Genomic DNA, 14480 nt, shown 5'->3' with positions numbered 1-14480 from the left:
GACGAAGAAATGCTTACTACGACAGCGGCGTTAGCAACAACGCAGCAGGATGCCGAGAAGATACTGCGATCGGAGCGCGGTTATGAGGTGCTGTGCGACGATCTTGGCGGGGACCGGAGGCTGTGCTTCGCCATGCGCACGATGATCTTCGCCGCGACCCTCGTAGCGCCGCCCGGTACGTTGACAACGAAGGATGCAATTGCAATCGCATCCCTGCTACTCGGCATTGCTGCAATCAAGATCAGACGAATATTGCCTTCGGTGGAAATCTACCTCGTTTGTTTGCACGTTGTCTGGAACCACCTTCACGGGAATTTCGCTCGCGGCGCAAAAGCGACATCTTCGGCGGTCGAAGCGTCGTCAAATGGCGGCGGCGACAGCGTTTCCTAGAACTAGGGCTAATGCACCGCGGCACTGCTCGGCTTCAACGAACAACTCATCCGTCCCTGCTCAGCCATCGGGCGGCAGAAAATAACATACTGCTCTTATACTTCCTGTCGTTTGAGGAGGACCGATAGCCGGTCCGTAGCAACTACCAATTTTTCAGCGGCATTTTCATGGATCGACTTGAACGCATACGGGTTTTCCATATGGTTTCGGATTTAAACAGCTTTGCCGAAGCCGCACGGCAACTCCGCATCACGCCCGTGGCAGCGTCGCGTGCTGTATCCGCTTTGGAGCAAGAGATCGGCGTGACGCTGCTCAGGCGAACGACGCGTTCGGTACGGCTGACCGACCAGGGAAGCGACTACCTGGAGCGCACGCGTCATGCTCTAGCCGAGTTGGAAGATGCTGCGGAAGCCGTTCGTGCAGGAAATTCTGGACCCCGTGGCTTGCTGGTGGTAACTGCGCCCGTTCTTTTCGGCCGGATGCATGTCATGCCGATCGTCGCAAACCTTCTTCGTGAATATCAGGATCTGTCGCTACGTCTGATCCTCGTTGATCGGGTTGTTCGTCTGGCAGAGGAGGGCATTGACATCGGGGTACGGATTGGGCAGTTGCCAGATAGTACGCTGCGAGCTGTGCCCCTTGCGAGCGTTCAGCGCGTACTGGTGGCCAGCCCTGATTATCTTGCGCGGCGTGGAACGCCAGCTTGCGAAGCCGATTTATCGACCCACCACCTGATTGCGTTTGAAACGGCCAGCTTGAATGAGGAGTGGAGGCGCGCGGGCAGTCGGAGTCAGATTGAACCGCGATTTCTGACTAATAGCGTCGATGCGACAGTTGAAGCCGCGGTGGGTGGCCTCGGTATCGCGCGCCTCTTTTCCTATCACGTCGCGCGTGAACTGGCCGATGGGCGGCTAGTCAGGGTCCTGGCGAACGCTGACGAAAAACTGCTTCCGGTAAGCCTTGTATATCAAGGCGGCCGGCAGCAGTCTCAAAGCGTTAGGGCCTTCATCTCTGCCGCTCAGGCTGCGCTACCTGATCGGCCAGCGCTGTAGGCAGCCACTCCAGTAAGGCCGTGGTGCCCTACAGCCTGCTGCGAAGCTGATCGAGGTCGCGCTTCAACCGCAGAAGCACCTGGTTGCTTTGACCGGTCGCTTCGGTGATTGCAGCAGGTATCAGAGCCGCCTGCCTTCTGAGCAAGTCTCCCTTCGTTGTCAGGCTGACAAATACCAGACGTTCGTCAGTGATACCACGGGTCCTGCTGACCAGTCCCTGCGATTCGAGTCGCTTAAGGAGAGGCGTTATCGTCGCTGGGTCCAGGGACAGCCGGGTCGACAAGGCCTTGACGGTGACCTCATCGCTCTCCCAAAGCGACAGCATTGCAATGTATTGTGGGTAGGTCAAACCAAGTGGCTGAAGCAGCGGCTTGTACGCTTTCGTCATCGCGAGCGACGTGGCATAGAGCGAAAACCCGACCTCGTCTCCCAACTGCACTTCGGCGGCACCCGGCAGGTTATTGGAAGATGTTTTCATGAATTTTCCAGGCGCTGCCCGAAGGCGGAGTAACAGGTATGAACTAGCGGGCATGGCTTTGCTAGGGACGATTAGTTATGCAATATACCAACGCCGCTGCCGCTGCCGCTGCCGCGCAGAGTGCAGCGGATCGACGGGTGAAGTGCTGGAGTTGAAACGGGTGAATTGTCTCCTGCAATGCGACCCAACATAAGCGCGGCTACCGTGGAGCATCCAGTAGAGCGGCGTTCTCAAGGCTTGCGCGCATCTGCGACTGCAAGGGTGTCAATATATTGACGAAAGCGCGTGATCCTACCGTCTTCTACGGACCAAACGTGAGCGTATCCGGCTTCCGCACGCTTACGAGTGCCACCGTGTTCCCCGAGGAATCGACCCAAAGAAACGACGGTACTTCCCTCACAGAAAAATTCAGTTGGTTCGAGTGAAAAGCTCGACCACTCCGCCATGAGCGGCCTGAAGAGTCCCTCAGCCACTCGCTCGGGGCCCCTTCCGTCCACCTTGTAATGCCACATCGTATTCCATTCGATATTCGCCGACATGAGGCCCAGCGCACCGGGAGCATCACCATCGGCAAGCTTTGCGTAGAAGCTACGGATTGTTTCTACGGGATCATTCATGTCGGTACCCTCAGGGTGGAGCAATGGTGCGTTTCGGGAGATCATTCGGCCTCGGAGAGGCTTCGATGAAAGGCGGCCATATGGAATATGCGGATGCAAACGAGGCGTCCAAGTCTTCGGCATTTCCTGCAACAGCATCACAAGTTGGTGCGTGGGCCGATCCGGATCTGAAGCAGGAAGCGGCACCCGACGGCGGCCCACATGGCTACCCCGAACAGTAGGTAGCCATCAAGTTCAGGCCAGGACTCAAGCAGTCGGCTTGCTTTTGGTGTGAATGACGGGGAACACAGAGTCGATGTCGGTCTTGAACGTATTGTTGAAGAGGTTGGTCACGAAGCTGAACGCGAGCTCGGCCACGATGTCGATGATTTCCGCGTCGGAGAAGCCTGCGGCTCGCACGGCCTCGAAGTCGGCGGCGTCGATGTGGCCGCGCGTCTTCGCCACGCGGTGGGCGAACTGGACTGCCGCGTCAGCCTTAGGGTCCGTGGAATGGCCATCGCGATTGAGCTCCATGTCCTCCTGCGTCAGACCGCTCAGCTTGCCGCCCAGGTAGGTGTGGGCAGATACACAGTAGTCGCACCCATTGGCTTCCGCGATGGCGATGTGAATGCGTTCGCGCGTTCCGTGGCCCAAGCTCTTACCAAGCGTACCGTGCATGTCAGCGATTGCCTTCAGGGCGTCCGGTGACTGGGAAATCAGAGCGAAGAAGTTCGGGATCGTACCGAGGACCTTCTCGTAGTTCGCAAGGATCGGTTGTGCCTTTGTGGGCGCCTGTTCTTTCGTGGGGATAGCGACGCGTGCCATTTGAAACTCCATCAAGTTGGTTTGGGAGTAGTCAATGTACAAGTTGCCTCGGCCCTTGTTAATTGCGTGGAAGTGAACGTCTTTATTTCCGCCAGTGAAATAGAAAGGCTCGCTTCGAAGCTCGTGAGCCAGCCCGATGTTTTCGAGGATCCTGGGCGAGACGTGAGGGGAACGTACCAGCCGGCTGACCACGCTTGCTACGCCTTACAGCATCTGCAACGTCAGATAGCGAGCACGTAGGAGCCGGCAAAGACTGGGGCGAGCGGGGCGTTGAAAGGGCATCGATCCGCTTCTCTGCAATGCTCTCCTCGTAAGATGCAGCAAGCGGCCACTGCGGCTTTACAACTGGGTGCCGCTCTGGCGGCTAATCAGGCAGCGTCGAGGTAACCAGGCAAACACGGAACGGAGGCAAGTAAGACAGGCCGCGCGCCGGATCGGCGCGCGGTACGGGACACAGGACGAAGCGCGCCGCACCAGGCTTACAGCGACCTCGTTGGGGCGCGACGTGTGTCCTCTGCACGGAGTGGATGAAGCGGATATCGACCTTCTGCTCGAGCAGGTGGGTCGCAACGCTGTGATGCCTATCTAGCCAGCGACATGGCCGCCACACCGTGGCAATGCATCTCCTGCAGTCGGGCGTGCCATTCAACGTCATCGTGCTTTGGCTCGGCCACGAGAGCACCACCGCCACCCACCGTTACATCGAGGCCGACCTTGCAATGAAACCGGGAATTCGGTCGTGAATGCACGACCGTCTCTACGCTCCTGCGGATGGTTTTTCCACATGAAACCCTGTATCAACCTGAACGGGCTCTTGCGGTAATAAACGAACATCTCCAAGGGTACGGCAAGACGCGGAACCGAACCTTCGATTACCCGCGTCACGCAATCCCACCGCTCAAGGCCTCAGGCACCCATCTTCGCGCTCCTGCAGTAGCCTCCATTGCACCTTTCCGCTGCCTGTGCGCGGCAACGTGGATATGAATTCGACGATCGTGGGCGCCTTGTATGACGCCATGTGATCGTGAGCCCATGCAATGATTTGCTGTGCCGACGCGTCGGCGCCCGCGCGTAAGACCACGAATGCCTTCACTGTCTCCCCCCTACGCGCATCGCGTGCTGCCACGACACACGCTTCCTGAATCGCAGGGTGTTCAAAGAGTACAGTCTCGACTTCGGCGGGCCGTACCTTGTATCCAGAAGCGTTGATCATCCGCTTTAACCGATCGACGAAGAAGAAATAACCTTCTTCATCGATATAGCCGAGGTCGCCCGTGCGCAGATAATGCTTCCCGGAAACTTCGACGAAAGCATCGCGCGTGGCCTCAGGACGTCCCCAATAGCCCGTGAACACTTGTGGGCCGCTGACGAGAATTTCACCCGTTGAACGCGTATCGAGGACCTCGAACGTTGTGGGATCGACCACAATCGAGTCCGTGTCCTGAATCGGAATACCCAAACACTGCTGCTTGCAGCGCTGCGGAGGGTTGAGATGGGTCGCACCAATGGTCTCGGACAACCCATAGCCCTCCACATAGGGAACGGCCAAACGTGCTGCCATGCGCTGCGCCAGTGCTTTGGGCATCGCAGCACCACCGCCACCCACGATCTCGATGGAGCTTAGGTCGAAACGGTCGAGATCGGGCACACTCATGAAGTCAATCATCATCGTCGAAATGGCGCTCCAATACGTTATGCGGTAGCGCTCGATCAGTTGCGCGGCACAACGACCGTCCCAACGCGTCATCACGACCATGGTCGCCCCAAGGAAGATCGCCAAATTCATTGTGTGTTGCATCCCGGTTACATGAAACATCGGCATCGAGCATAAGACGATTGAGTCCGATGATAAATGACACCATTGCACAGACGCAGCCACAACATGATTTGCGGCTCGATGCGTATGCATACATCCTTTCGGGGCACCCGTGGTGCCCGATGTGTACGGAATGACCGCAAGGTCCTCGGGTGATGCGACATTCGCCGACGGCTGCTGGGCGGCCCCGATTGCAACATGCCAGCGCACTGCTTTCGGTGGGACAGTTGCGGAGAATTCGGGGCGTGCGTCAAGGTCAGGGGCGACCTCGGTCAACATGGCGGGGAGCGGCAGGTCGGTCGCTTCGTCGATGTAGTCCGCGTAGCGCGCCACGATCGTATGATCGAGCGCCTCCCCGAGAAGGGGGCGGGCATTCTTGAAAAGTTCCTCGCCCAGCAGAGCGACCTTCGCACCGCAGTCTTCGATAATGTGTCGAAGTTCGGCAGCCGTATTCATCGGATTTACCGGCACCACGACAGCATTGGCTCTCAGGATTGCGAAGTACCCGATCACGTACTGCGGGCTGTTCTGCATGTACAGGGCAACGCGATCGGCACACGCGACGCCGCACTGATGCTGAAGGAAGCCGGCCAGCGCATCCACTTCTTTCCGCAATTGCGCATAACTCATCGCGCTGCCGTAAAAGTGAATCGCCGTCTTCCCCGGATAGCGGGTGGCGGAGGCTTGGAGGTTGTCGTACAGCGAAGTACGCGGCAATGGGAGATGATGCGAAAGGCCGTCGGGCCAATATGGCGAATTCTTCACGTCTATCTCCCTGAAAGGCCGCGTCCTGTACTACCACGGTTCATGCCGTCTTTTCGGCATCTTTGCCATCGTCAGGTGCGCCCAACCATGGCGCCGCCTTTCGGGCGCTTCGATGTCAGCATTTCGATCCCAACCCGGCGGTGTACTAGTGACACCATGTCGGCTGCTGTCATTGCGAGCGCATCTCCGCGGAAAAACACATCGTGGCTGACGATGCTGCCATAACGCGCCGGGTAGCCGTTTACGGTGTCTCCACCCTGCAGCCGCCGTGTGGAGACATGGAGCATGTGAGCTTAGGCTGCCGTCGACCGGTTCGGTCCCCTCGTGACAGTTATAGACCTGAACCTGGCTGTGCGATACCGCGAGTTGCTCTTGGCCTCGGTGCCGGATCAATGCCTCCCATGCGCTGGACAGTGGCTGGGCTTTCGGAGGGTCGTGGCGCAAGGACGAGACGACGACGGGCGATTAAACATCATACGAAGGGCAAGGCTGTTGCTGCCGGTGCCGGCGTTGCTCCATGAGCCTGGCCGCGTAAGGAAGACATGGTGAAGGACTATGCGACGTATCCCGATTCAGCCATTGCCGTCGATATTCGCAGCTGGTCGAATCCGAACTGATCGCGATTCGCGGCAACGAAGCGGCTGATGTCGAGGGGCAACAAGCGACCCTAGGCCGCCGTTCGGGTTGTCGCTGCTTTGGCGGCCGCTTTCGTGCCCATTTCAGTCCGTCGACGCACACTCTCGATCACATCGACAGGCCCGGTCGCAGCGACCTTCCGGTCTGGCGTCTCCGGGCGAGCAAGCTCCAGGGGCGCTGATTGCGAACGTCGTCACGCTGGCAACAGCCCGGCCGACCTATAACTGTTGATCAACGCGTCAAAGAGCACAATGTCCGCACGGCCGCGCGCCATGAGCTGTGCGCCGGCGACCGCCGCGTAGATGGCGCGAGCGCGCCCGTCGGCCTCTTCGGCAGCGACGACGCCCGCAGCCAGAAGAAGCTTGCCAAGCCACGCCACGTTGACGTCCGCGAAAGCCTGAACCTCTTTCTTCACGACTTCGGGCAAGTCGTCGTACTCGGCTGCCATGAAGCTGCTCAGGCACATGCGGTTGTCGCTCTCGAGCGACTTGCGAAAGGTCTCCGGATATCGACGTAGGCTAACCAGCGGATCAGCTGATTCGCCCGACAGCGTCTCCAAGGCCGCGGCCGAGTCCTCCCAATACCGTCTCGCGACTGCAGCGGCGAGATCGGCCTTGCTGGCGAAGTGATGGTAAATGCTTGCCGCCTTGATCCCGACGTCTTGCGCGACGTCACGAATGTTCAGCCCGCCGTAGCCATGCGCCTGCGCCATTTTCGTCGCTGCGACAACGATCTTGTCGCCCGAGTTCGTGCCTGTTTGAAACTTCAAAATAGTGCTCCCCCGAAAACAGGTGTTGACGAGACCGATTGTAACGCTTAAAGTTCGCCTAACAAACGTTAGGTAGCCAAGTGGACGACATCGTGATGCACCAGTGGGTCCGTTGGCTGCAATGTCTAACGAGCGTTAGTTAGACTACGGCTCGTGCCCGCGATCCGTTGATCCATTTACCGTCGAAGGTAGAACTATGAACTCGGAAATCTTTTATCAGGACGCAACGAGCTTGGCAGAACTGATCCGCAATCGCGAAGTTTCGCCAGTCGAGGTCGTCCAGGCGCACCTTGATCGGATCGAAGTCGTTGATCCCAAGGTCAACGCCATTGTCACGGTTGCAGACGATGCGCTCAGGGCCGCGAAGGCTGCGGAAGCTGCCGTACTGGCAGGTCATGAACTTGGGCCCCTGCACGGCGTGCCCTTCACCGTCAAAGACTCGATCGACACCGCAGGTGTGCTGACCCGGCGCGGCTCGCCGATCTTCAAGGGACGCGTTCCTGACGCCGACGCAACCAGCGTCGCACGAATGAAGAAGGCAGGCGGCATCCTGCTCGCGAAAACGAATCTTCCCGAGTTCTCGTACTGGATTGAAAGCGACAACCTGCTCAGCGGTCGTTCGAACAATCCGTGGGACCTTGAGCGCACACCGGGTGGTTCGAGCGGAGGCGAATCAGCGGCCATCGCAGCAGGTATGTCGCCGCTCGGGCTCGGCACCGACCTCGCCATCTCCGTGCGTGGACCCGCCGCGCAGACCGGGATCGTTTCGCTCAAGGCTACGCACGGGCGCGTTCCGATGACAGGAATCTGGCCGCGCGCCCCGCGCCGCTTCTGGCATGTTGGCCCTATGGCTCGCAGCATCCGCGACCTCGCACTTGCATTCTCGCAACTGTCCGGGCCGGACGGGCTGGACGCTTTCGCGAGCAGCACCGCGCAGTTTGATGCTGGCGTCGGCCGTTCGCCGTATCGCCATTTGCGGGTAGGCTGGATGGTGGAACCTGGGTTCGGACCGGTCGATCCCGAGGTTACCGCCACCGTTGAAGCGGCGGCGGAAGCGCTGAAGGGCGTCGGATGTTTTGTGGAGCCGGTAAGTATTCCTGCGCTCGAGCGTGACTTCGCTCTCGATGTGTTCAACCGCCTGCACGTGATGGAAATGAAACCGGCATTCGACGAAGCCACGGCAGGGCACAGCAAGGACGAGCTCTACAAAATGGCCAGGACGATGCTCGCCCTGCCCGATACCACCATGAAGGACTATATCGACGCTGAACAGGCCGCAGAGCGGCTGCGTGACGGATACGCCGAATACTTCACGAAGTACGACGCGTTGATTACTCATGTGCTGCCGATTCCAGCCCACAAACATGGCGTGGACACATTCGAAATCAACGGCCAGACCGTGGACGCCACCTATCTCCAGGGCGCGACCGTACCGCTTAACGTTACCGGCTTGCCCGGCATCTCAATGCGGTTCGGTACGAGTAAGGAGGGACTGCCGATCAACGTTCAGGTCGTTGGCAGCTGGCACGCGGAGTCAACCATCCTCCATCTCGCATCACTGCTTGAATCGGTCAGCCGGGTTCGCAACCTGCACCCGAACATCTGAGCGGCAAACAACTGCTTGAGCGCGATGCCTTCGCTTCGCGTGGCTCGTCGACGTGCGCTATCTGGCCGGCAACCCGTTCGTGCCTGACTCAATCGACAATCCAGCGCTCAGGTAACGCAACAAGCACGGGACAACCGCTCTGAATGTCCGGCTGCGGTACGGGCCCGGAAGTGACGCGCCACGCTTTGGAGCGTCACTACTCTCTGCGCAGTCTCCAGGCCCTGCTTGGTGTATCACGCAGAGTCTTGACCGGCCTGGTCGAAGCCGGCTTTGTGACTCCTGCCCGCGGCCGCCGGAACGAACTGCGCTTCGGCTTTCAGGATGCTGTCCTGCTGCGGACGGCCTATCAGCTCCAGACGGCCAGGATTCCTTCGCGGAAGATATTGGGTTCGTTGGCGCGGCTCAGAGCTTCGCTTCCGGATGAACTGCCGTTGACTGGAATTCGAATCACCGCTGTTGGCAACACAATTGCTGTGCGGTTAGGCCCCGACCAATGGGATGCCGAGTCGGTCCAGCTGCTGCTCGACTTTGAGGTCGCTCCCTTGAAAGGTGACGTGGCGTTTCTGGACGGCTCCCCTCGCAGCGCAAAGGAGGCTCACATCCAGGCCGAGGAGTGGTTTGAGCTCGGTGAGCAACTGACCACCACGGACCGGCAGGGGGCCGAGCATGCTTATCGGAGAGTCCTGGAGTTGCTGCCCGTCGCGCACTATGGCGCTTACACCAACCTGGGCGTTCTCCTGTGTGAAGAGGGACGCTCCGAAGAAGCGCTGACAGTGTTTGACAGGGCCTTGGAATTCTTCCCGGACGATTGCCAACTGCACTTTAACCGCGCCGTTGCGCTGGAAGAGCTGGACTGCGCCGACGATGCGCTGAATGGCTACGGAAAGTGCCTCGCGATTGAGCCAGACTACGCGGATGCACACTACAACCTTGCAAGACTCAAGGAACTTCGAGGGGACAAGCAAGGCGCGCTCCGACACTACAACGCGTATCGCCGTATCCAGGGCGCTTGCTAGCGCTACCCAACGAGATACTCACATACTCACACCCTTCGAGCACTTCGAGCAGCCGGCGCAACACTCCCAAACATACCAGTCCGGTTGATTACTTTAATTATGTAAAATAAGTTCTCTAACTTGCTCACCTCGGACTACATTCGGCCGTTGGGCGTGACCGACGCAAGCAATCTCGACCACTAGCGCTATCTAAATCTAACCACCACGCGACTTAGTTTGGGCTTCCGGTCAACTTGCGTCCAAACTTGCATCACCGTGATCAACAGGTGATCAGCGTTACTTCTTGTCAGACGCCAACCAACCTACAACTGCTCGGCGGCTGTCAACTGGCCACCTTTGCTTCGCCATGAGGGACTGAGGTGTCCAGCGGACTGCCTTTCAAAGCTGCTCCGGCCTAGAAAATGACGTCTGTTGCTTGGCGCTCGAAGTATCGACTCCTTGCTCGGCCGCAGCAGCCCGTGGATTGACTCGCTCAGGCGGCTGCCAGGTCAGATCCAGTAGCAGATTTGATCGGCTCGGCTGGAGCGGCACGTTCACTAGCACCGCGGAGACATGAAATAGCCGCCCGATGCAAACCGCCCCGCCGACGGACGCCAGTTTACGCACATATTCCGTACTGGATTCTCCGCAAAACATTGACAACCTCATCGCGCTGCCCTCCTGAAAGCACCTCAAGTGGATTTTTCCCATTAAAGTGCGGTTGGGAGAGTACCAACCAGGACGCTGCAAAATCGGCATTTCCGAACGTCTGTAGCAGTTTTTCAGCTAGTTCGCCGTCGGTCACAGTAATGATTTCGAGCGCTCGCAGGCTGGCTGCTCGCAACTGGTTCCCTAATGCGATGACGTCGGACGAGAGGATTTCCAAGTCAGTCATGTCTCCCCCGCTATGGGAATCACCTAGGTGAAACTTAACAGCTAGGGGGTCGGAGAAGACAGAGGGAGGTACGGTGCAAGAGCGGGATCAGGTTGCCTCCGCAGCCCATCGAGACCCTGACCATTCCGCCTGAGCTGGACGGCACTGAGGGGAAAAATCGCGCGACAAACGGCCTCGCCCAGATCGCCGCCCGCAATGATCTCGACGCGATCCGTGCATGGCTCGCCCGCTTCACCGACACGAAAACGACCTTCGACAACTACCGCAAGGAAGCCGAACGGCTGCTGTTGTGGTCCGTGCTGCAGATGGGCAAACCGCTCTCCTCGCTGACCCACGAGGACCTGCTCGTCTACCAGCACTTCCTCGCTGACCCGCAGCCGGCCGCGCGCTGGACGGCCGGTGGCGGACGCAAGCATCCACGTGGCGATCCGCGCTGGCGCCCCTTCTACGGACCGCTCTCTTCCACCAGCCAACGCCAGGCCATGGTGATTCTCAACGTGATGTTCGCGTGGCTGGTACAGGCGGGGTATCTGGCCGGCAATCCGCTTTCTCTGTCGCGGCAGCGCGCACGGCATGCAAAGCCGCGTATCACGCGCTATCTGTCGCCCGAGCTATGGCTTGAGGTCAAAACCTGGATTCAGAACATGCCGAAAGAAACCGACCGCGAGCGCGAACATTACGCACGCGTGCGCTGGCTCTTCACCCTGCTCTATCTGGGCGGTTTGCGGATCACCGAAGTGGGCGAAAACACGATGGGCCGATTCTTCCGCCGGCGCGACGCGAACGGCGAGGATCGCTGGTGGCTGGAGGTGCTGGGCAAAGGTGGCAAGGAGCGGCTGGTGCCGGCCACTTCAGAAATGATGACGGAGTTCTCGGCGTACCGTCGCGAACGGGGACTGCCGGCACTTCCGTCCCAGGACGAAGACACCCCGCTGGTACTGCCGATCGGGCGGTCGCTCAAGCCGCTGACGCGTGCCGCGCTGCACCGCATCGTCAAGCAGGTTTTCAGCGAGGCAGCCGACGCGCTGCGCGCTCGCGGCGAAACGCATGCGCTACGGGCCGATCAGCTCGGGCAGGCGTCGGCGCACGGGCTGCGACACAGCGCAGGGTCGCATATGGCGGACCAGCAGATCGATCTGTGGCTCGTGCGTGACAATCTCGGGCATGCGTCACTCACGACCACCAGCCAATATCTTCACGTCGAGAACGATCGTCGTCATCGTGAAACCTCTGATAAGCACCGTATCGACTGGTAGTCCAAACGGCTGAAATTCTTGAGGTTTGTTCGACGCCTGCCCATGTCTGCGGGCTCGGAAGCGCGCGACGAGACGTGCGGGCAGGCGTCGAACAAACCTCAAGAAAAGCAGTCCCGGGGGCGCGGCTCGACCGCCCTCACGGGTGGCCAAACAATGTCGAACGAGCGTAGGTTGAGCGACGCACGACACTACCTCTTCGCATTCCTTGATGTGTGTCAAGGCTCGGGATGCTCGCGTACTGGTTACTGGCATTACCCGCTGGATCTTTGCACGATGCGTGTAAGAGCCCGGCTCAGGATCGTCTCGTCGGAACGGGAAAGAGGGAATCGATGGCAACCAGAAGGCATTTCCTCGCGGGGATCGCGGCGACAGCGGCCGCTGCGTCGCTCGGGAGCGGCTGTAGCGCCGGCAGCGCGGACGACGACTATGATGAGGCTGTGCGCCATATCTGGCGTCCGGACGCTGGCGTCGCAAGCAGCATACAACTGATGCACGAGCTGGTGCGCTACGCAACGCTCGCGCCGTCGAGTCATAACACCCAGTGCTGGAAATTCCGAATTGGGCCGCGTGCCATCTCGATCCTGCCGGACCTGAGCCGGCGTTGCCCGACCGTAGACCCTGACGATCATCATCTGTTTGTCTCGCTGGGCTGTGCGACCGAAAATCTGCGCCAGGCAGCGATCGCGCACGGGTTGAACGCAGAGGTGGCATTCGACCCCGCAGCGAGCACCGTGCAGGTCGGCCTGGCACCCACGAAGGCGCAACCGTCGCCGCTGTTCGATGCGATTACCACGCGACAGTGCTCCCGCACCGAGTTCGACGCGAAACAACTGTCGACGGCGGAGTTGACCTTGCTTGAACGGGCAGCCACTGGAAACGGCGTCCGTGTGCTCCTGCTGACCGACAGGAAAGTGATGGAAAACGTGCTGGAATACGTGCTCCACGGCAACACCCGGCAAATGAACGACCCGGCGTTCGTCGGCGAACTCAGGCACTGGATTCGCTTCAGCGCCGCAGAAGCGGTTCACACCGGCGACGGGTTGTTCTCGCGCTGTTCCGGAAATCCATCGGTTCCGCCATGGCTCGGCAATACGCTCTTTGGCCTGCTATACAGAAGCGGGAGCGAAAATGCCAGATACGTGCGGCACCTCCGCAGTTCGAGCGGGCTTGCGGTGTTCGTCTCCGATGTGAGCGACAGGAAGCATTGGCTGGAGACGGGGCGCTGCTATGAGCGTTTTGCGCTGCAGGCCACCGCGTTGGGCATCCGTAACGCACATTTGAATCAACCCGTCGAGGTCGCCGAGGTCAGATCGCAATTGGCGCACTTCCTGAATCTCGACGGTCTGCGGCCCGACCTCGTAATTCGCTTCGGCCGCGGCCCCGAGATGCCACGCTCACTGCGCCGTCCGATAAAAGCGGTGCTGGCGTGATGGCAAGGGCACTAACCATGCTCGTGATGGGACCGCGAGGCGCCGTGCGGCCCAAGGAGTCTCCATCGCGATGACGTCCATACCGTTGCTGACATTCGCCGTATTGAGTGCGGCCATGCTCCTCCCCGCCTTCGGCTCGTGGCGTTGGCGGCGCGCTACCGAGGCGCTGTGTGCGAAGCTCGATGCGACGCGTGCTTGTCCGGGACCTCACCGGTACGCCGCGCAGGAACTCGAGTGCCTTCCTGTGCCTGTGCAGCGCTATTTCCGAGCGTCGTTGCGGGAAGGCCAGCCGATCGTGGCGGCGGTGAAAGTCGATCACACCGGCCACTTCAACATGAGCGAGAGCGGCGAGCGCTGGAGGCCGTTCTGCTCGACCCAGCGCGTGACGGCGGCACCTCCGGGATTCGTGTGGAACGGGCGTATCGCACTGTTGCCGGGCGTGCAGGTAACGGTGCACGACGCCTACGCCGCGGGTAAAGGCATTCTGCACGCCAGCCTGTTCGGACTGGTCACGCTCGCCAAACTGCGGGAAACGCCGGAGCTCGCGCATGGCGAGTTGGTGCGGTTCCTGGCAGAAGCGGCGTGGTATCCGACGGCATTGCTGCCGAGCCAGGGCGTCGAGTGGGAACCGGTCGACGACACTTCGGCGAAGGCGTCGCTCAGTGACCACAACGTGACGGTCACGCTTCTGATTCGTTTCGACGAGAGAGGGTTGATCGCATCGGCGCGCGCCGACGCGCGCGGACGCACTGTGGCCGGTTCAGTGGTTCCGACGCCGTGGGAGGCCCGCTATCGAAATTACGCGGTTCGCGACGGTATGCTCGTGCCGCTCGAGGGCGAGGTGGCGTGGCTGCTTCCTGAAGGACCGAAACCCTACTGGCGAGGCCGGATCGCCAGCCTGGCCTATGACTTTGTGAAGCCGCGCGACTCTGGTCGATGACGGGTTTGGTTTTCGTTAAACTCGGGAGCCC

14 protein-coding genes and 1 pseudogene are annotated in these 14480 nt (G+C 59.9%); 9 read left to right on the top strand and 6 right to left on the bottom strand.

All coding sequences use genetic code 11. The annotated features are described in order from the left end of the window. Nucleotides 1–132 precede the first annotated feature (132 nt). Together WN982_RS25205 and WN982_RS25200 are read left to right on the top strand one after the other, a co-directional pair. Nucleotides 133–390, top strand: a complete 258-nt coding sequence (locus WN982_RS25205; RefSeq protein WP_341318362.1) for a hypothetical protein — start codon at nucleotides 133–135, stop codon at nucleotides 388–390. A gap of 167 nt (nucleotides 391–557) precedes the next feature. Then, nucleotides 558–1442 (top strand): LysR family transcriptional regulator, encoded by an 885-nt coding sequence (locus WN982_RS25200; RefSeq protein ID WP_341318361.1) that lies wholly within the window; start codon nucleotides 558–560, stop codon nucleotides 1440–1442. A 28-nt stretch (nucleotides 1443–1470) separates the two neighbouring features. On the opposite strand, the gene WN982_RS25195 is transcribed toward WN982_RS25200, so the two are convergent. Together WN982_RS25195 and WN982_RS25190 are read right to left on the bottom strand one after the other, a co-directional pair. Then, nucleotides 1471–1920: a MarR family transcriptional regulator gene (locus WN982_RS25195; RefSeq protein WP_341318360.1), complete on the bottom strand. Its 450-nt coding sequence runs from the start codon at nucleotides 1918–1920 to the stop codon at nucleotides 1471–1473. Nucleotides 1921–2150: 230 nt separating this feature from the next. After that, nucleotides 2151–2537 (bottom strand): nuclear transport factor 2 family protein, encoded by a 387-nt coding sequence (locus WN982_RS25190; protein ID WP_341318359.1) that lies wholly within the window; start codon nucleotides 2535–2537, stop codon nucleotides 2151–2153. A gap of 65 nt (nucleotides 2538–2602) precedes the next feature. Here WN982_RS25190 and WN982_RS25185 point away from each other — a divergent pair, with 65 nt between their 5' ends. Then, nucleotides 2603–2758 (top strand): hypothetical protein, encoded by a 156-nt coding sequence (locus WN982_RS25185; RefSeq protein WP_341318358.1) that lies wholly within the window; start codon nucleotides 2603–2605, stop codon nucleotides 2756–2758. Nucleotides 2759–2783: 25 nt separating this feature from the next. Here the strand turns inward: WN982_RS25185 and WN982_RS25180 are convergent, their stop codons facing one another. Beyond that, nucleotides 2784–3341 (bottom strand): peroxidase-related enzyme, encoded by a 558-nt coding sequence (locus WN982_RS25180; protein WP_341318357.1) that lies wholly within the window; start codon nucleotides 3339–3341, stop codon nucleotides 2784–2786. Nucleotides 3342–3943: 602 nt separating this feature from the next. On the opposite strand from WN982_RS25180, the pseudogene WN982_RS25175 reads away from it, so the two are divergent. Further along, nucleotides 3944–4066, top strand: a pseudogene (locus tag WN982_RS25175) (tyrosine-type recombinase/integrase); the annotation flags it as partial. A gap of 173 nt (nucleotides 4067–4239) precedes the next feature. Here WN982_RS25175 and WN982_RS25170 read toward each other — a convergent pair. Both WN982_RS25170 and WN982_RS25165 read right to left on the bottom strand, forming a co-directional pair. Continuing rightward, nucleotides 4240–5922, bottom strand: a complete 1683-nt coding sequence (locus WN982_RS25170) for a long-chain-fatty-acid--CoA ligase (RefSeq protein ID WP_341318356.1) — start codon at nucleotides 5920–5922, stop codon at nucleotides 4240–4242. Between the two features lie 829 nt (nucleotides 5923–6751). After that, nucleotides 6752–7270, bottom strand: a complete 519-nt coding sequence (locus WN982_RS25165; protein WP_341319416.1) for a TetR/AcrR family transcriptional regulator — start codon at nucleotides 7268–7270, stop codon at nucleotides 6752–6754. Between the two features lie 253 nt (nucleotides 7271–7523). On the opposite strand from WN982_RS25165, the gene WN982_RS25160 reads away from it, so the two are divergent. Together WN982_RS25160 and WN982_RS25155 are read left to right on the top strand one after the other, a co-directional pair. After that, nucleotides 7524–8933, top strand: a complete 1410-nt coding sequence (locus WN982_RS25160) for an amidase (RefSeq protein WP_341318355.1) — start codon at nucleotides 7524–7526, stop codon at nucleotides 8931–8933. Between the two features lie 143 nt (nucleotides 8934–9076). Further along, the gene (locus WN982_RS25155) at nucleotides 9077–9949 is read left to right on the top strand and encodes a tetratricopeptide repeat protein (RefSeq protein WP_341318354.1); all 873 of its coding nucleotides are present in this window, start codon (nucleotides 9077–9079) and stop codon (nucleotides 9947–9949) included. Nucleotides 9950–10547: 598 nt separating this feature from the next. Here WN982_RS25155 and WN982_RS25150 read toward each other — a convergent pair. Further along, complete coding sequence (locus WN982_RS25150; RefSeq protein ID WP_341318353.1) at nucleotides 10548–10823, bottom strand: MbcA/ParS/Xre antitoxin family protein; 276 nt, start codon at nucleotides 10821–10823, stop codon at nucleotides 10548–10550. A gap of 92 nt (nucleotides 10824–10915) precedes the next feature. Here WN982_RS25150 and WN982_RS25145 point away from each other — a divergent pair, with 92 nt between their 5' ends. From WN982_RS25145 to WN982_RS25135, 3 genes are all read left to right on the top strand, one after another. Continuing rightward, complete coding sequence (locus WN982_RS25145) at nucleotides 10916–12079, top strand: tyrosine-type recombinase/integrase (protein ID WP_341318352.1); 1164 nt, start codon at nucleotides 10916–10918, stop codon at nucleotides 12077–12079. Nucleotides 12080–12408: 329 nt separating this feature from the next. After that, a complete protein-coding gene (locus WN982_RS25140; protein WP_341318351.1) occupies nucleotides 12409–13509 on the top strand; it encodes a Tat pathway signal protein in 1101 nt (366 codons plus the stop codon). 70 nt (nucleotides 13510–13579) lie between these two features. After that, nucleotides 13580–14449 carry a DUF6544 family protein gene (locus tag WN982_RS25135; RefSeq protein ID WP_341318350.1) on the top strand — a complete coding sequence of 290 codons (870 nt, stop codon included), beginning with the start codon at nucleotides 13580–13582 and terminating at the stop codon, nucleotides 14447–14449. The last annotated feature ends 31 nt before the right edge of the window (nucleotides 14450–14480 follow it).

Origin of the sequence: Paraburkholderia sp. IMGN_8 (assembly GCF_038050405.1) — a bacterium.
GTDB lineage: Bacteria > Pseudomonadota > Gammaproteobacteria > Burkholderiales > Burkholderiaceae > Paraburkholderia.
Note: the sequence above shows the minus strand (reverse complement) of the source record. Positions and strands in the feature narration are given on the sequence as shown.